Genomic DNA, 17,884 nt, shown 5'->3' on the forward strand with positions numbered 1-17,884 from the left:
TTGACTGATATCAATGCAAATTGGCGATAGGTTAAAAGAACTTCGTAAAAAGAAGAATATAAAAATGCCTGCTATTGCAAAAGCAACCGGCATTTCAAAAGAAAACCTGTATAAATGGGAGAAGGGCACCAAGCCCAGTGACTTTGCTTTGTATAACAAGCTGGTTGAATTTCTGGATAAAGTAGAAAGCACGCCCGATTACGTATTCGAGGAACCCAAAGCGAATAACGGTAAACAAATCGAACAGGCAGCCCAACCTTTATTTACCGGCATCTATCTTACCACTGATGAAGATGCCCTGCCGCTGGCCGATGGCAAAGCGCCCGGCATTACCACCCTCAACGATAAACCCATGTTGGTAGGCTGGCGTATCGATGCGCCCGTGATCGGATATTTTGATTGCGTGATTGCCGTAATCGGCGATAGCATGGAACCAAAATTTAAAAGTGGCAGCTGGATCGCTTTGAAAAAACTACGCTTCACCAAAATTCTGAATGGCGGTTATTACTATTATATTGTTGATAAAAACCTGCAAGGCCTTTTGCGCCGCGTTCAACCCTCTGCTGAGAACAACAGCATTATCCTGATTGCGGAAAATAACCAATACCCCGAAATTGTAAGGAAGATGGAAGATGTACTGGCCATCTTCAGTGTGGAAGCCGTTATAATGAAATAAGTGCTTACCCTGACCCATATCCCCGCCCCGTAATAAATAAGTTGTTGAGTCTCTTATTCATACTTCGTTCCCCCTTAGTGGTAACATACCACACCGCTACATGTAAACCAGTAACCTCCTGATATTTGGTGTAACATCAATAGGGTGCACCGCCCTCCATGACGTTATTTTACAATTGAGATAACAGCCCTACCCCTTTTGATAAAATCCAAATATCCTTTTATGAATAAGACCGTACTGGTTGTAGATGATTCCGATTTTGTGGTGCAAATGATCCGGTTCACCCTTGAACAGGAAGGGTATACAACCCTGGCCGGCATCGATGGCCAGGATGCATTAAAACACTTCGATGGCCAGCATATTGACCTGGTGATTACCGACCTGAATATGCCAAAGCTGGATGGCCTGGGCCTTATACATTCCATTCGCCTGCAGGCTGCCTACCAGCACATTCCCATTGTATTATTCGATTCGCACAGTAACAGCGACACCGATTATTTAAAGAGATCGGGCGCCAATGCTTTATTGTCGAAAGACATGATGAATGAAACACTGGTTTCCACTGTAAAACAGATGATCGGTTAAATGAACCCGTTTGAAGCCAAATATACCTCAGAGGCCCTGGAGCTGCTGGCCGAGCTGGAAAAAGGAATGCTGTTGCTGGAAACGCATCCCGACGATGCATCACTGATACAGCAGGTGTTTCGTAACCTGCATACGCTGAAAGGTAACAGCGCCATGATGGGCTTCAGAACAATAACCGATTTTACGCATCACCTGGAAGCTATTTACGAATTGGTACGTGCAGGAAAACTAAAAGTATCTGCAGTCATCATTAATATTACGCTGGCGTCCCTCGATCATTTATCGGGTTTATTAAATGGCGATAAACAAATTGGTGACAACAACAGGCATATCCACGACATTTTAACGAATGATATAGTAACCATCATCAGTTACTCAAATGAGGAGAGCCGCGAATCGGAACCGGTTGCCTTTGAAGGGCAAACCGTAAATAAAGGCGAACCGCTTACTATTGTTACAGATGATACTGCCATCTATAAAAGAAAAACCGCTATCCCGGGTATCAGGGTACCGGTTGAACGGTTAGATACCATGATGAGCCTGGTAACGGAATTGATCACCTTACAGGCTAAATTAAATGTACTTACCAGCGAACATCCGCAACCCGACCTGGTAGCAGCAGCCGAAAGCCTGGAGAAAATTTCCACCCGCATTCGCGACAATGCTTTCAGCATGTGTATGGTGCCAGTTGAAAATATGGTAACGCCGTTTCACCGCATGGTGCGCGATCTGGCCGCTGAACTGCATAAAGAAATTGATTTTGTAACAGAAGGAACCGAAACAGAGCTTGATAAAAATATAATGGAGGGGTTGCAGGACCCCCTGATGCATTTATTGCGCAACAGCATTGACCATGGCATTGAAGAACCTGAATTGCGCCAGCAAAAAGGCAAACCCCGCCATGGCCGCATTGTGTTGAAAGCCTATTGTGCCGGCGCCTACGTGTACCTGGAAATACAGGACGATGGCAAGGGCATGAATATAGAAAAGATCAGAAAAACCGCTGTTAGAAATGGCCTGATAGCCGAAAGCGATGTAATAAGCGATAAAGAATTGCAGCAACTGGTTTTTGTACCCGGGTTTTCAACGGCCGATCAAATTACAGAAACCTCCGGCCGCGGTGTGGGCATGGATGTGGTAAAACGCCGCATTGCCGATATCAAAGGCCAGGTGTCCATCTACTCCACTGAACATGAAGGCACTACCGTTATTATACAATTACCCATTACATTATCAATAATCGATGGCCTGCTGGTGAAAGTAAACGGCGCAGATTATGTAATTCCTTTATCTGCCGTAGACATTTGTCATGAAGTGTCATCGGTGCAATTGATGAATGGATTTGCCCAGGTAATGGTGATCGATGAACAAGCCATCCCCTTCATCAATTTACAGCAAGAACTGGAAGGCTTTGACGCGGGCCCGCAAAGCCATGAAATAGTGATCGTTCATTATGGGGAGAAAAAGATCGGGTTACTGGTTGATCTTATTGCCGGTAAATTTCAGGCGGTATTAAAGCCACTGGGCCGGTATTTCAATCACCTCGATATCGTTTCAGGCGCTACCATTCTGGGTGATGGCAACATTGCCCTGGTGCTTGACACCAATAAAGTAATAGCACAATCCCTCAATAAAAAAAGCAAAGCCATATGAACGTACTGCAGCAGGCCGACTCCTATTTAACATTCACGCTCGACACGGGGTTGTTTGCCGTAAATGTAACCCGGGTGCTGGAGATCCTGGAAATAAAGCCCCTTGTAAAAGTACCCATGTCGCCATTGTTTATGCGCGGGGTCATCAATTTACGGGGTAATATACTGCCAGTGATAGATGCACGAATAAAGTTTGGGATGGCCGATACGCCGTTTACCATCGATAGCTGCATAATAGTAATGGGCATAGGTTCCGGTAAGGATCCTTTGCTGGTTGGTGTGTTGGTTGATTCGGTGCGGGAGGTGATCGAGATCCGGGAGGCCGACATTCAACCGTTTACCGGTATTGGTGCTTTTTGTAACAGTGAGCTGATAGTAGGAATGGGCAACACCGGCGACAACTTTGCCATGATTCTGGACCCCGATAAAGTATTTGCTGCTGATGAGCTGATCATCCTGGCTGCCGCCTCTTAATAATATTGCTACATTATTTAACATCCCATACCCTGAACATGAAGCCCCTTACAATTAAGCAACGCCTCATTATTTCCAGTGCTGTAATGGTATTGCTGTCTGGCACCATCTTTTACTTTGGCAACAAAAACACCCATCAGCTGAATGAGTGGGTGAAAACCGGGGTTACCTCCCATGCCCGGTGTATTGAGCTATCGGGTAAACTGGCCGCAGACGTGCAGGCGTTGGCTAATAACGAAAAAGAATTGTACCTGGTGCAGGAAAGGGGTAAGTTAAATAAGCTACAGGAAAAAGGAGAGAACACCATCCAGTCCATCGATCAGAACATCAGCAAAATAAAGATGGTGATGGATGAGCAGGAGAACCGGGAGTTTGAGGTGTTTCTTCAGAAATATCAAATATACCTCGAAGACTATAAACGGGTGAAACACCTGGCGGGTGAATTGAATACAACGCAAAGCAATGCCCAGGCATATGATATTATTTTAAACGAATCCACCGTTTCGCTGGAAGCTGCTACCGCCAGCCTGAACAGGCTGATCCGGAGAAACAGCGCCGAGCTTACTACCATAGAAGAAAATACGAACACGCTGTATACAAAAGGCCAGCTGGATATGTTGATCGCATTCATCCTGGTGGTTGTTGTTATGCTAAGCATGTTACTGGTGATTATTACTTCTACCGCCCGTTCCATGGCCAAAGCCAGTATGGCTATGCAAAAGCTGGCCATGGGCGATTTCAGCAACCATATTGATGATTACCGTAAAGATGAAATAGGTCAGTTGCTTGACCAGATAAATACTACTACCAGTAAACTGCAAAAGAGTGTAGCCATTGCAAAAAAGGTTTCGGAAGGTGATCTCACCGTAGATGTAAGTAATAAACCGGAAGGAGAACTGGAAACTGCTTTACAAAGCATGGTGCTTCGGTTGCGGGATATTGTGAATGGCATTGTTTCCGGCGCAGATACGATTTCCTCAGCCAGTCAGCAGTTAAGCGCGGCCTCACAAATGATGAGTTCCGGCGCCACAGAACAGGCTGCTTCTGCCGAAGAGGTGGCTTCCTCTATGGAAGAAATGGCTGCCAATATTCAGCACAATAACAGCCATGCCTTTACTACCGAAAAAATAGCGGTGAAAGCAGCCATCGATATCATGGAAACCAACAAAGCGGTAAAGAGCACAGAAGTATCCATGAAGGAGATCACCGGCAAGATCACTATCATTGGTGAAATCGCCCGGCAAACCAACCTGCTGGCGTTGAATGCAGCCATTGAGGCAGCCCGCGCCGGTGAGCAGGGTAAAGGTTTTGCGGTGGTAGCAGCGGAAGTAAAAAAGCTGGCTGAGCGCAGTCAGGCGGCAGCCAATGAAATAAACCAGCTCTCCTCTTCAGGCATAGATGTAGCCAGCCGTTCGGGCAAGTTGCTGTCTGCAGTAGCCCCGGATATTGAACAAACATCGGTACTGGTAAAAGAGATCAGTACTTCGGGTAAAGAACAAACGGTGAATGCCGGACAAATAAACAACGCTCTGCAGGAATTGAATCATGTAATACAACAGAATGCCGCCGTATCGGAAGAAGTGGCTGCAAGCTCTGAAGAACTGATGGTGCAGGCGGAACAATTGCGGCAGGCGGTTGATTTCTTCAAGACCGGCGATCATGCCCAATTCAGACCCGCCATACAACCGGTGTATAAGAAGCCGCCAGGCGCCAATGGCCATTCCTTTCAACAGAAACCCGTAAAACAAAACGGTCATAAAATATCCCTTGCATTGAAAGGCCGCGATCACCTCGATAACGAATACGAACAATATTAATCCCTGACCATGTTATTAACTATAAAGCAAAAACTGATTGGGTGCTTCCTGGTACTGGTACTGTTAGCCGGCAGCATATTTTACCTGGGCAATAAGAATTCTTATGACCTCAACAACTGGCTGAACACGGTGATCAGTACCCATGTGAACCGAATTGTACAATTGGGAAAAATTTCGGAAGAAGCAGATTGCGTGGTAAAGCTGGAAAAGGAAATGTGTATGAACCTGGATGCCGCAAAATTGCAGGACCTGCGCCGGACTGCCGATAAAAAGATCGCCGACATTAACCAGTACGTAGAAAGTGTACGGGGTTTGCTGGATAATGAAAGCAAAACCGATCTGAACAGCTTTGTAATTAAATGGAATATTTACCTCGACTACCTGAATAAAATAAAACACCTGGCTGTTGACCTGAATACAACCGCAAGCAATGCCGAGGCATCGAAGCTGTCGTTGAACGAGGCGGCAAATGCCGCCTCGGAAGCGGTGACTATTCTTGATACTATTATAGGAAAAGACAAAACCCGGCTGGCCACTATTGAAACCTCCACGGCAGACATGTATGCAACCGGTCATCGTAATATGATCATCCTGTTTGGGTTGATCGTGCTGGTGGCAGTACTGATCTCCTATATGATTATTGCGTCCATTACCCGCTCGGTAAACCAGGTAAAGAAAATTGCCGAAGGCAACCTGGATGTGGATTATAACAAACACCCCGGTGATGAACTGCAACTGGCCATTCGTAACATGGTGAACAACCTGCGCGAGATCGTTTATGGTATTATCTCCGGTGCAGATACGATTACTGCTGCCAGTCAGCAGTTAAGCGCCGTATCGCAACAGATGAGCGTGGGTGCTGCTGAACAGGCGGCCTCCGCCGAAGAGGTAGCTTCTTCTATGGAGGAAATGGCGGCGAATATTCAACAGAATAACGAGCATGCATTTGCCACCGGGAAAATTGCCGGCAAGGCGGCTGTTGAAATAATGGAAAGCAATACGGCAGTAAACAGTACCGAATCGTCCATGAAAACCATCACGGGTAAAATAGCTATCATAGGCGAAATAGCCCGCCAAACCAATTTGCTGGCCCTGAACGCAGCTATTGAAGCGGCCCGCGCCGGCGAACAGGGAAAGGGATTTGCGGTAGTAGCTTCAGAAGTAAAAAAGCTGGCCGAACGTAGCCAGTCGGCCGCCAATGAAATAAACCAGCTCTCCTCATCGGGCATCGACATTGCCGGCAGATCGGGAAAGTTGCTGTCGGCATTGGTGCCTGAAATTGAAAGAACTTCCCTGCTGGTAAAAGAGATCAGTACTTCAGGCAAAGAGCAAACTGTTAATGCAGAACAAATAAACAGCGCCCTGCAGGAATTGAACACCATCATTCAACAGAATGCAGCCGTATCGGAAGAAGTGGCCGCCAGTTCAGAAGAGTTGATGGTACAGGCTGAACAGCTGCGGCAGTCGATAGGGTTCTTCAAGATAGATACTTCCAAAATACATAAACCGGTAATGGGTACCACCAATAAAAAGCAACCGCTGGTAAATGGTTCCTTTACAAAAAGTATAACAACCCGGCCAGTAAACCCAAAAGCAAAGCAATGGTCAATTAACCTGGCGCGGAAAGACCACCTGGATAGTGAGTACGAGCAATATTGAGGTTTGAACAAAGTAAACAGCCAGCCATGACAACCCGAGATTTCAACCGGTTAAGTGAATATATAAACAATGCCTACGGCATAAAAATGCCCGAAGCAAAAAAAGTGATGCTGGAGTGCCGCCTGCAAAAAAGACTGGCGGCGTTGAATATGGCATCTTATAAGGAATACTGTGAGTATTTGTTTAGTGAGCAGGGCATGTCGCACGAGATGGTGCATATGGTGGATGCCGTAACCACCAACAAAACAGATTTTTTCAGGGAACCATCACATTTTGATTTTCTTACCCAGCAAGTATTACCCGAATTGTGCGAAGGGTATAATGGCTATAAAGAATTGAAAGTGTGGAGCGCCGGTTGCTCCAGTGGGGAAGAAGTGTATAGCCTGGCCATGGTGTTGCAGGAATTTACCGAAATGATCAGCGGTACCGACTATCACATCACCGGCACCGATGTATCGTTAACCATGTTGGCAAAAGCGGTTGAAGCGGTATATGCAGAGGATCGCATTGCGGATATTCCCATGTGGTTGCGCAAGAAATACCTGCTGCGCAGCCGCGACCGGGCCAAACAAACCATTCGCATCAATGCGGAAACCCGGGCAAGAACAGATTTCAAACGGCTTAACCTGATGGATGATACTTATGACGTGCACAATAAGTTTGATGTAATTTTCTGCCGCAATGTGCTCATTTATTTTGACAAGGCCACGCAGTGTGCTGTGATCAATAAACTGGCGGAGAAATTAAAACCTGGCGGGTATTTGTTCCTGGGTCATTCGGAAACAGTTTCCAATATGCAATTGACGTTAACGCCGGTTCAACCTACGGTATTAAAAAAGTGACCTGTCAGGTGTACTTCAACAAACTGATAAAGCGGAATGTAATGGTACACCTGACAGGTCGCAATACTTATTAATTCTTCAGTGGCGGACTTGAACTGCCAGGGGTATTAAAATCAATTTCATTCTGCGGCACATCCCAATAATCCATATAGTTATATTCCATAAAGCACGGGGTTGGTATTGAGCCGGGCTGAGCAGGTGTTAATAAATTTCCGGGAACAATTACAATGGCATTGGCCCTGCCACCGCCTTGTGCAGCCGGTTGGGTTACTCCCCAGCGACGCGCATCATAAAATGCAGTGCCCCACAAAAACAGCGCTACCCTTCTTTCCTTTCTGAACTCTTCCAACGCCTGCGGAGCAGTTAACCCGGTACCTGCTACGTGCGCTAAACCGGAATGCTGAAAATCGCGTACTGCATCTACTATTTGTAACCCGGCTTCGGTACTACCCGTACGCATCAACGCTTCTGCCTTCATCAATTGATTTTCTTCATAACTGCAAGCCCAGGGCACCGTGCCTTTATTATTGCCGGTGGCATACAGGCCTCCGTTTTCAATAAAGACCGGGTCCCAGCGGGTACCAAATTGTAAACCCCGGCCCCTTTCGTTTACCTTGGGAACAGGAAAAGGGGTGAACCCGATTGCAGCCCGGTTGTCATTGGGTTTAAAATCCTGTAGCAATCGTTCGCTGGCAAAGGTGAATTGCACTACTTCGCCAATATAGAAGTAAGGATGAAATTGCCCGAGCGATACATCGTTGGTACCGCTGGGGTCCATCCCAAACTGGAAAACATTGTCGGTAGACTGTATACCCTGGTTGGCAAGGGAAATAACCTGTTGCCAGTCGGCAGGCGTCATAGCAGTTACTTTTTTATTCACCATTAAATTGCGCGCCTGTAGTGAATAGATCTGCCGTTTCCACATATCGGGTGTTACCACTTGTTTATTATCGTTGAAGGAGGCAACTATCGCCGTCATGATGGCGGTATAGTCGGCTGTGGCATTTACCGAATTTAAAGTAGTGAGGCAGCTATTCAGTACATTGTTGGCTTCGGTCATGATGGCGGTATGATCAACAAAATCGCCATTGGTGGCGCCGGCGGTATTGGTGATAATACCTGCCAGGTACATGGAACCAATGCGCGAGTAAGCATACCCTTTCCACCACTGTGCCCATGCTTTGAAGATGTTTATTTTATTGGTAGCATCGCCGCTGAGTTTCAGCGCCGGGTTATCCAAGGCGGTTAGCAGGTAGTTGGCCTGTGCAATAATATAATAACAGCTGGCCCATTCGTATTGAAAGGCATTCAATTCACCCGATCCCCTTGAATTAAATCCCTGCAGTTGTGTTTTTTGATCCACCGTATTGGGGTTGGTGATCACCTTACCGCCCGGCAAAGTGATCTTATACACCTGGTTAACCCAGCGGAAACCATAATTACCATACGGGCAATAGGCTTCATCACCCATGATGCTGTGGTTGGTAAGGGCTATATGAAAAATATTGGTTTTGCCTTCGCCCGGCACATCGGCCATCATTTTTTGAAGAATACCCAATGAAAAGTTCTTTAACCCGGCTTCGGTTGTTAACGACAGTTCGGGTACAGGCTGGTTGGGATTGTTTAACTCGAGTGTTGATTTTTTACAGGCCCCCGAAACAATGGCCATGCTGAATATATATATGAGGTATCGTTTCATAACAAGTAGATTAATGGTTAGAATTGAAGGTTAATACCAAACTGGTAGGAGCGCAGGTTGGGGATCGAAAAATAATCCACCCCGATACTGGATCCGGCGCCTACTGAGCGGTTACCCTGGCTATCCTGAGCCGAGGTAGCCTCAGGGTCGAGGCCTTCATATTTTGTAATGGTGATCAGGTTCCTGCCCGAGACGGTTAACGCCAATCCTTTTACCCAATCAATTTTTATCACATTTCCTAATTGATAGATGAGGGTAAGGTCCCGCATGCGCATAAACGATCCCCCTTCAACAAACCAGCCTGTTCGTTGCACACTATTATACATGCTGTTGTAGAAGTTTACAAAGGCGCCCGTTTGTCCATTGATAGTAATTGACTTGTCAAAGTCTTTATGCAGCCGGTCGCGGTACATCCATTGCCGGGTAAGATTGTAGATGTCGTTGCCATGGTACCAGTCCCACTGCATGGAGATGGTCAGTTTTTGCCACAGGGTAACATTGTTAATAAACGACATGGTAAAATCAGGATAGGCGTTGCCGCTAAGGTATTGGTCGGTAGCATCGGTAAGCACCGCCCGTTTGGTGGTCTTGTTCACTACCACTCCATCAACGATCTCGTATTGCGATGCATTGGCCTCGGGAATGTACCTGCTTTTATCCGACTGGCGGGTTTGGTCAATACTTCTTAAAGGGGTGGAAGTATAAAAATTACCCAGCGATTCGCCTTCTTTCACAATAAACAATCCATTTACAAAGTCGCGGCCATTGGCCACCCTGTCAACTTTTGTTTTGAAAGTGCCAAACCGCACACCCAGTTGCCAGTCAACTTTTTTATTGGTGAAGATGCCGGCATCGAGGCTCGCATCAGCGCCTTTTACGGTAAGGTCAATTAAATTATCCCTGATCTGTTGGGCGCCGCTGGAAGGAGGGAGGTCAACATATTGAATATTGTTTTTGTTGTTCTTTTTCCAGTAGGTGAACGATACGCTGATCTTACTGAACCATTCTTTTGAACCAGGAAGAATGGTGAGATCAGTTCCGATTTCTGTTTCCTTCACTTGCTGTACCTGCAGGTTTTTATTTCCAAGAATATTGGGCAGGTAAAGGCCAACCCCTTCTCCCAGCTGGGTTGAGCCAAGTGTGGTTTGGCGCGAATAATATTCGCCATCAAATTCATTGGGTGGAATACCGGCAGCGCCATAGGCCGCGCGTATTTTCCATTCAGGAAGCTGGGCTACATTCATTAGTTCAGATGGTCTGAAATAAGCGGTTCCCCTGCCGAAGGTGAAAGGTTTCTTCTGATCGCCAAATTGCGAGTTGTAATCGCTGCGAAAACCACCGGTAACCCCAAACAGGCTGCCGAAGTCGATGGTTTGATTTACCAGGTAACCGAATGTTATATACTCCAGGCTGCCATCGCCACTGGTTTTTACCGCGGTTGCAGAAATGTTGGCAGGCGGGTATTGCGGCAGATTAACACCCTGGGCAAAGAAGGAATTGTATTCCAGTTTACGCCAGTCGTATGAAAACTGGGTAGTGGTAGTAATGGGCAGATCGATCTTGAAATCTTTCTTGAAATCGGTTCTTACATAAATGGTAGACAAGGCATTTTGATAAGTCGATTTCGCGTGGTCGTCACGTACAGATCCCTCGGCGGTATTTCCCCAGAAAGCCAGGTCAACCTGTGGAGCAGCTTCCTGGTTCTTGTACAGGTCCTGGAAATCGGAGTTCCATAACTCTATCCCATACTTGAAATCGAGTTCAACAAAACGCGGGAATTTATAATTCAGGTTGCTGTTATTAATGAGGCGGCTATCCTTACTGTAACGGGAGTGCCAGTCGGGTTCCGATAAAACGTTTCGCTGGTTTTCATCTCTCGGGCGTACAACAGTAAGATCAGTACCCGGATATTTTGATTTAAAATCGATCCAGGGATAGGAGTTGATCATTTCAAACCGGTTGTTATTGGTGCCCTTGAACAGGTCATCTACATTAAACAAAATGCGTGAAGAAACATTGTAGGTGCCGGATAACAGGTTTTCATCCTGCAGGATCATTTGTGTGCTGTTGCGTGCGGTAAATCCTTTGAACAATTCAAAACCCAGGTTGGCGGAAAGGTTGGTTCGCCGCAGGTGGTTATTCAATACGTTTTGCTGGTCGATATGCGAAAGCGTAAATGAATAATCTGTTTTATTGCCACCCCCGCTTATGCCTAAGGAATTGGAGGTTGACGTGGCTGTTTGATATGCCTGTTCCAGGTGATTATACAGGGGCATGTTGGCCGGATAGGTTTTATCATTTTTCAGATCGTAGTTCGTATTGAAATCATCTTCGGCCGGTTCGGGCCACATCCCAAGCGAGTCGGGTTTTAAGATGGCGCCATTGCGATCGAGAATATTGCCATTACCATCCTGGGTAAAGTGGTGGTATTTGGCGCTAAGGGTTTTGTCTTTTCCCAAAAGAACGTTATCAATACTTACTTTCGACATCAACGTGATTGACAAAGGTTTGTTCTTGCTGCCCTTTTTGGTGAAGATCTGGATAACGCCATTGGCGCCCTGTGCGCCATACAGCATCCCCGCAGAAGGACCTTTGGCGATCTCAACTTTCTCCACGTTGGAAACATCGAGCCCGTTTATGTCTGTTACCTGCACCCCATCAACCAGTATAATGGGAGTGGAAGAACCCAGTGAGTTGATGCCACGAAGAATGATATTCGCTTTTTGTCCGGGCTCGCCCGAATTGGTTTGTATTTGTGCGCCGGCAACTTTACCTATCAATGCCTGGTCGATGGATAATATGGCCGATGGCGCGAGGTCTTTTTTACCCACGCTGGCTACATCGATCGACAATTTCTTTTTTTCCGTAGCCACCCCGGTACCGGTTACTACTATTTCGCTGAGCGATTTTATTTCGGGCGATAACTGCACGTTGAACGTGGCACGGTTTCGTACACTCATTTCGATGGGTTCATAACCAACCCCTGTAAATACCAGAGTGGCATTTTCGGGAACCGTTAGTTTAAAGCTGCCATCGCCGCCCGAAGTGGTGCCTGATGACGTTCCTTTAATAATGACTGAAATGCTTGGAAGTGGTGTGCCGGAGGCATCGGTAATTTTTCCGCTTACCGGTTTCGTTTGTGCGTATGCTGAAGCAAGCATACCCATCATTAGCAGTATTGAAATGGTTTTTCTCATGGTGAGTGTATGTTTGATTAGACAATACAGTGCCGCTGGTAATGGAAAGCCCGGGATATAGCTTTTCCATTACCTGATGTCAGGTTCCGTTTTGGGTATATAATCAGGGCAGGATCTTGTAATGAAGTTTTGATACGAGGTTAGCCGGGTAATTTTTGCCTGGAGGAGCGGAGGGTCGCTTTACTATGGACAAACAAGTGTTCGCAACTGCTGCATTGGCAGTTGAATGATTACAGGCAGATTACAATGGGGGTGAACTTTAGGTAGGATATTTTTTTTGCAGGTGTTTTACTGAATTGGTATTTGCGGTCTCTGTTGTTTTGTTGGCAGACTTTGCCATGATAGTAGTTTTAGACCTGTCAGGTCCGCTATTATAATCTGAGTTACCAGCTTGCCGCTGCGAACCTGACAGGTCTAATCTACGAAATTATATATAACTCAGCCACCACTTTGTACGGTTGGCCTGTTTATAAGCATCGTACCGTTTGCAAAGCGGGTACACTCCCACAATAATTAAGATCCATAATATATACACAAAGGCGAGGCTGTACCCAAAACCTTTCAACTGGCTGTTCATGCTTACCCAGCCCGTTAATACCATATCGCTCCATTTAAAGCCTGAGATAGCCGCCGCAATTACTGCCAGGATATGAATTAAATAGATATGCAACAGGTAATAAAACATGGGCACACGGCCAAACACCACCACTTTTTCTGAAAGTTTGTTCAATGGCTTTTCTGCAAACGCCAGGAATAACAGCGCAGGGCCTAACGTCATTAAGATATATAATAAAGATGGTGGATACTTGGTGGTATTTAAAAACGACAAGACCGTAAATACCGGATCTTTTTGTACAGACCAGGGATGCGGATCGCCATACATATTGATAAAACGAATGATAATGAACAACGCAATGGCGCTCAATCCCAGCCCAATCAACAGCTTTCTTCTTTTACCGGCATCAAACGTAGGCAGGTACAACTGGCCGAATGCATAACCCACCATCATAATACCAATCCAGGGAGTAACGGGGTAACCCATCATAATGACTGGCTTCGTAGGTATAATGTGTTGTTCGTGAATGGCAGCCATCAGGAATGAAACAGGATGGTCACCCGGCGGAGCATCCATCAGGTTGTGGGCGCCGATCAATGCCAGCCCAATAACCAGGATAGCCGTCAATGGCAGATAGATCATTCCGGCCAACACGATCATACTAACGCCCAGCGCCCAGATAACCTGCAGGATCAGCACCGGGTATTCGGGATTGAACGTCCAGCCCAGGGTAACGATCAGGATTTCAGCAATTACCAGCCACAGGCCGCGGGTAAGTAAAAAGACGGATAATTCATTTTTGGTCTTTTTGGTCCCATTCAAAAAGGCAGATGCGCCGGCAAGGAAAGTAAAGATGGGCGCACAAAAATGGGTGATCCACCGGGTAAAGAACAATGGTACATCGGTTCTGGTAAGATCGGTAGGATCGTATAAAAAAGCGCTTGCATGAAAATAATCGCGCACGTGATCCAGCGCCATGATGATCATAACGGTACCCCGCAGCAGATCAATGGATTGAAGGCGTTTACTTTTAACCGGCATGGCTATAGCAGTAGGTTGGCTCATGTAACAAAAATTGATATGAAGTTAAAGGGACAGCTTAGGGCAGCTGCCAGTGGTACTCTGTTCTGTGAAGATAGGGATTGTTAGAATAAAGTTCAGTAAAAAATATACACTTTAGAATAATATTCTGTATGAGTGGTGTTTCAGTTCCTGGTTGCCGGTTACCGGTTACCGGTTTCCGGCCCCTTAATGCAAACCGTTTGCCTTTTTTCAGCCTGCATTTAATTGCAACCCCGGTAACTGGTACCTGGTAACCGGCGACCGGTACCTGGCAACCTGCCTTTTTGCCTTTTCATGCAATCCGCAGCTAAATTGTACGTTATTAGGTAATTAAATCCATACCTAGTGAGAAGAGTAGTACCCTTTCTGGCCCTGGCCTTGTGCCTGCAACAGGCTACTGCGCAGATGTCCGCCCAAAGTGATACGGGCAAATTAATAGCGCAAAAGGATAACATTATTACGTCTAACACGATCATCAAGATCGAGAATTTAGGCGAGAACATTAACTCCGATCTTCCTGAATTACGTCCTACCGTATCGGCAGACGGGAACCTGTTATTTTTTATCTGTGAGAACCATCCAGCCAATACCAAGTATAACTCGGTGCCCAATTCACAGGACATCTGGTATGCCGAACGGGATTCAAACGGTGTTTGGAAGGAAGCCCGCCATTTAAAATATCCCCTCAATACATCACAGTATAATGCTGTGTATTGGATCTCGCCCGATAAGAACCGCATTCTGATCCGCGGAGCATTCGGTAACGGGGGTGCATTTTTCGGCAAAGGCGTAAGTCTTTGTACCAAACAGGCCGATGGCCGCTGGGGTGAACCGGAAATGCTGCATATTAAAAAATACGACAAATACGATCATGGCCAGGTGTCGGGAGCTACGCTGTCGCCCGACATGAAAGCATTGGTATTATACATGACACCCGACCCGGGCAGTCCTAATAACGACCTCTATGTTTGTTTTCATGAAGACGATGGCAGCTGGACGGAACCCAAGAGCCTGGGTAAGGAAATAAATTATCCCGGCAATGAAATGACTCCCTACATCGCTTCCGATGGCGTTACCATGTATTTCAGCAGCGACAAACCCGGTGGGTTAGGCGATAACGATATTTACATGACCAAACGTTTGGATAAAACCTGGACGAAATGGAGCACGCCGGTGAACCTGGGCGCTCCCATCAATACGGAAGGTTGGGATGCCTTTTTTACCCTGGATGCCGGTGGAGAGTATGCGTACCTGACCAGCAATAAAGATACCTATGGCGAAAGCGATATTGTGCGGGTAAAGTTGCTGGAGCGTGAAAAGCCAAACCCGGTGATTCTGGTAAGCGGCAATGTGTTTAACGCCAAAACAAAACAACCGCTCAGTGCATCGCTTATTTATGAAACGCTGCCAGATGGGGTAGAGGCCGGCAATGGTTTATCGAGCCCAACCGATGGCGCTTTCAAAATTGTATTGCCTTACGATAAGAACTACAGTATTCGCGCCAGCGCCGATAAATTCTTTGCAATTTCCGAGAACCTGAACCTCGACTCGATGGTGAAGGCGGGCTTCAAGGAAATTCATAAAGACCTGTACCTGGTGCCCATTGAAATTGGCCAGGTGGTTCGTTTGAACAACGTGTTCTTCGACTTCGACAAATGGGACCTGCGTCCGGAATCGGATGTTGAACTGGACCGTGTGGTTAAATTGCTGAAAGATAACCCAAGCATTGAAATTGAGTTGAGCGCCCACACGGATAGCAAGGGTTCTGACGACTATAACTTCCGGCTGTCTGACAATCGTGCCAAATCGTGCGTGCAATACATCATCTCGAAAGGCATTCCTGCCAGCAGGATCACCTCGAAAGGATATGGTGAAAGCATGCCGGTGGCCACGAACGAAACCGATGAAGGCCGTCAGCTGAACCGTCGTGTTGAGTTTAAAATCCTGAAAAACTAATGTGATAATCAGCTAATGTGCTAATGCGATAATGAAGGTGAGTTACCCCTGGGTGGTAACTCACCTTTCTTTTTTATATTTACCGGTAAATTACCAGGCATGAGAAACTTCGCTGCTTTGCTCGCTGTTACCTTACTGGGCGCCTATATAAGTGTTGCGCAAACGAAAAAAGCGCCTGTAGAAGCTATTAAACAGGCTGATCTGAAACGCGACCTGTTTACGTTGGCCGATGATCATTTCAGAGGGCGGGAGGCCGGTACGCTGGATGAATTAAAGGCTTCAGTATGGGTGGCAGAAGAAGCACGCAAAGCCGGGTTGGAACCTGCTGGTGATGATGGCACCTATTTTCAATTCTTTTCCCTGAACCGGGAACGGGTAAGTGATCGCAGTACAGTAAAGATCGGTGACCGGTCGTTCAATTTGTGGAAAGATGTAGTGGTGTACGAACCTGCCTTTGCCACTGTAAACGCGCCGATCGTATTTATAGAAAACCCCGATACCGTTGCCGAAGCAACCATACAAGGAAAAGTGGTGGCCCTGCAGTTTACGCCGCAGGGATTAACCGACCCACGCAAAAGTATTCCCTGGCGTTATAATGCATTTGTGATCTCGGCCTGGGCCCGTAAGCTGGCGGCCAAAGGCGTAAAAGCGATTCTGTTTGTATCAGACGATCTGGCTGAGCAGGCATTTCCCCGCGCCACCCAATATTCAAACCGCGGTTCTTACCAGATAGAAGGCAGCATGTTCCCCAGCCGCCGGTTGTTAAAAGATATTCCTATTATCTGGGTGCGAAAAGAAGCGCTTGACCTGGTACGTAAACCCGGGCAACACCTGGACGCAGCCATCTATACCGAATTGTTTACTTATCCCTCGGTGAATGTGGTGGCCAAAGTAAAAGGCACAGATGCGATGCTCTCAAAAGAATATGTATTGTTCAGTGGTCACCAGGACCATGATGGTGTACGCAATATTGAAGGTGCAACAGATAGTATTTTCAATGGGGCCGATGACAATGCTACCGTTAGTGTGGCCCTGCTGGCCATTGGCCGCGCTTTTCATCAGCAACCGGGCAAACGCAGCGCCCTGTTTGTATGGCATGGCTCGGAAGAGCGGGGTTTGTTTGGTTCAACCTGGTTTGCCGAACATCCTACGGTGCCGCGCGAGTCGCTGGTAGCAGTGCTGAATGGCGATATGATCGGGATGAACAATCCTGACAGTGCCGCTTTGCTCGGCGTTGTTCCGCCGCACCTGAATTCAGGCGACCTGGTGAAAATAGCTTTGCAGGAGAATGCGAAAGGGCCGAAGTTCAAGCTGGATACGACATGGGATAAAGCCTCCCACCATGAGCTCTGGTATTTCCGCAGCGATCATTTGCCGTATGCGAGAAAGAATATTCCCGCCATTTTTTTCAGTACGTTGCCTCATCCGTTGTACCATACTCCCGGCGATGAAGCTGCTACTATTAATATAGAAAAGCTAACAAAGATGACCCGCTGGATGTATGCCACCGGTTTTAGCGTAGCCAATGCAGCCAACCGGCCACGCCTGGAACCAGGCTTTAAACTGGAACGGTAACAGCTGCCTTTCGGGCCTTTTTGTCGTTATAAGGATGGCACAGGATACTATTCTGATTATGGTGATACGCAGTCGTTAAAGTTCACATAGCAAAAAGAGAAGTCCACCTGATTTATCAGGAGGACTTCGTGTTT

12 protein-coding genes are annotated in these 17,884 nt (G+C 46.7%); 9 read left to right on the forward strand and 3 right to left on the reverse strand.

Going from position 1 to position 17,884, the window contains the following annotated elements; genetic code table 11:
• The first annotated feature begins 13 nt into the window (after window positions 1-13).
• The 7 genes from NIAKO_RS01200 (at window position 14) to NIAKO_RS01230 (ending at window position 7,705) form a co-directional block, all read left to right on the forward strand.
• Window positions 14-676: an XRE family transcriptional regulator gene (locus NIAKO_RS01200; protein ID WP_014216559.1), complete on the forward strand. Its 663-nt coding sequence runs from the start codon at window positions 14-16 to the stop codon at window positions 674-676.
• A 222-nt stretch (window positions 677-898) separates the two neighbouring features.
• A complete protein-coding gene (locus tag NIAKO_RS01205; RefSeq protein WP_014216560.1) occupies window positions 899-1,261 on the forward strand; it encodes a response regulator in 363 nt (120 codons plus the stop codon).
• The gene (locus NIAKO_RS01210; protein WP_014216561.1) at window positions 1,262-2,914 is read left to right on the forward strand and encodes a chemotaxis protein CheA; all 1,653 of its coding nucleotides are present in this window, start codon (window positions 1,262-1,264) and stop codon (window positions 2,912-2,914) included.
• Entirely contained in the window at window positions 2,911-3,387 is a 477-nt protein-coding gene (locus NIAKO_RS01215; protein WP_014216562.1) for a chemotaxis protein CheW, read from the forward strand. The genes NIAKO_RS01210 and NIAKO_RS01215 overlap by 4 nt, the downstream gene beginning before the upstream one ends.
• 38 nt (window positions 3,388-3,425) lie before the next feature.
• Window positions 3,426-5,204 (forward strand): methyl-accepting chemotaxis protein, encoded by a 1,779-nt coding sequence (locus NIAKO_RS01220; protein ID WP_014216563.1) that lies wholly within the window; start codon window positions 3,426-3,428, stop codon window positions 5,202-5,204.
• Window positions 5,205-5,213: 9 nt separating this feature from the next.
• Window positions 5,214-6,863, forward strand: coding sequence for a methyl-accepting chemotaxis protein (locus NIAKO_RS36285; RefSeq protein WP_014216564.1), 1,650 nt, complete (start codon window positions 5,214-5,216; stop codon window positions 6,861-6,863).
• A gap of 26 nt (window positions 6,864-6,889) precedes the next feature.
• Window positions 6,890-7,705 carry a CheR family methyltransferase gene (locus NIAKO_RS01230; RefSeq protein WP_049815451.1) on the forward strand — a complete coding sequence of 272 codons (816 nt, stop codon included), beginning with the start codon at window positions 6,890-6,892 and terminating at the stop codon, window positions 7,703-7,705.
• A 70-nt stretch (window positions 7,706-7,775) separates the two neighbouring features.
• Here NIAKO_RS01230 and NIAKO_RS01235 read toward each other — a convergent pair whose 3' ends face one another.
• The 3 genes from NIAKO_RS01235 to NIAKO_RS01245 form a co-directional block, all read right to left on the reverse strand.
• Window positions 7,776-9,404, reverse strand: a complete 1,629-nt coding sequence (locus NIAKO_RS01235; RefSeq protein WP_014216566.1) for a RagB/SusD family nutrient uptake outer membrane protein — start codon at window positions 9,402-9,404, stop codon at window positions 7,776-7,778.
• 17 nt (window positions 9,405-9,421) lie between these two features.
• On the reverse strand, window positions 9,422-12,601 hold the full coding sequence (locus NIAKO_RS01240; RefSeq protein WP_014216567.1) for a SusC/RagA family TonB-linked outer membrane protein: 3,180 nt from the start codon (window positions 12,599-12,601) through the stop codon (window positions 9,422-9,424).
• A 427-nt stretch (window positions 12,602-13,028) separates the two neighbouring features.
• On the reverse strand, window positions 13,029-14,222 hold the full coding sequence (locus NIAKO_RS01245; protein WP_014216568.1) for an acetyltransferase domain-containing protein: 1,194 nt from the start codon (window positions 14,220-14,222) through the stop codon (window positions 13,029-13,031).
• A 342-nt stretch (window positions 14,223-14,564) separates the two neighbouring features.
• Between NIAKO_RS01245 and NIAKO_RS01250 the strand changes: the two genes are divergently transcribed.
• Entirely contained in the window at window positions 14,565-16,175 is a 1,611-nt protein-coding gene (locus tag NIAKO_RS01250; protein WP_014216569.1) for an OmpA family protein, read from the forward strand.
• Window positions 16,176-16,274: 99 nt separating this feature from the next.
• A complete protein-coding gene (locus NIAKO_RS01255; protein WP_014216570.1) occupies window positions 16,275-17,750 on the forward strand; it encodes a M28 family metallopeptidase in 1,476 nt (491 codons plus the stop codon).
• Window positions 17,751-17,884: the final 134 nt, after the last annotated feature.

This window comes from Niastella koreensis GR20-10, from assembly GCF_000246855.1.
In the GTDB taxonomy this organism is placed as follows: domain Bacteria; phylum Bacteroidota; class Bacteroidia; order Chitinophagales; family Chitinophagaceae; genus Niastella; species Niastella koreensis.

What these genes read in the sequence shown, in the direction of transcription:
- NIAKO_RS01205 (WP_014216560.1), top strand. Translation starts at nt 899, where the DNA reads ATGAATAAGACCGTACTGGTTGTAGATGATTCCGATTTTGTGGTGCAA.
- NIAKO_RS01200 (WP_014216559.1), top strand. Translation starts at nt 14, where the DNA reads ATGCAAATTGGCGATAGGTTAAAAGAACTTCGTAAAAAGAAGAATATA.
- NIAKO_RS01230 (WP_049815451.1), top strand. Translation starts at nt 6,890, where the DNA reads ATGACAACCCGAGATTTCAACCGGTTAAGTGAATATATAAACAATGCC.
- NIAKO_RS01235 (WP_014216566.1), bottom strand. Translation starts at nt 9,404, where the DNA reads ATGAAACGATACCTCATATATATATTCAGCATGGCCATTGTTTCGGGG.
- NIAKO_RS01220 (WP_014216563.1), top strand. Translation starts at nt 3,426, where the DNA reads ATGAAGCCCCTTACAATTAAGCAACGCCTCATTATTTCCAGTGCTGTA.
- NIAKO_RS01240 (WP_014216567.1), bottom strand. Translation starts at nt 12,601, where the DNA reads ATGAGAAAAACCATTTCAATACTGCTAATGATGGGTATGCTTGCTTCA.
- NIAKO_RS01210 (WP_014216561.1), top strand. Translation starts at nt 1,262, where the DNA reads ATGAACCCGTTTGAAGCCAAATATACCTCAGAGGCCCTGGAGCTGCTG.
- NIAKO_RS01215 (WP_014216562.1), top strand. Translation starts at nt 2,911, where the DNA reads ATGAACGTACTGCAGCAGGCCGACTCCTATTTAACATTCACGCTCGAC.
- NIAKO_RS01245 (WP_014216568.1), bottom strand. Translation starts at nt 14,222, where the DNA reads ATGAGCCAACCTACTGCTATAGCCATGCCGGTTAAAAGTAAACGCCTT.
- NIAKO_RS01255 (WP_014216570.1), top strand. Translation starts at nt 16,275, where the DNA reads ATGAGAAACTTCGCTGCTTTGCTCGCTGTTACCTTACTGGGCGCCTAT.
- NIAKO_RS36285 (WP_014216564.1), top strand. Translation starts at nt 5,214, where the DNA reads ATGTTATTAACTATAAAGCAAAAACTGATTGGGTGCTTCCTGGTACTG.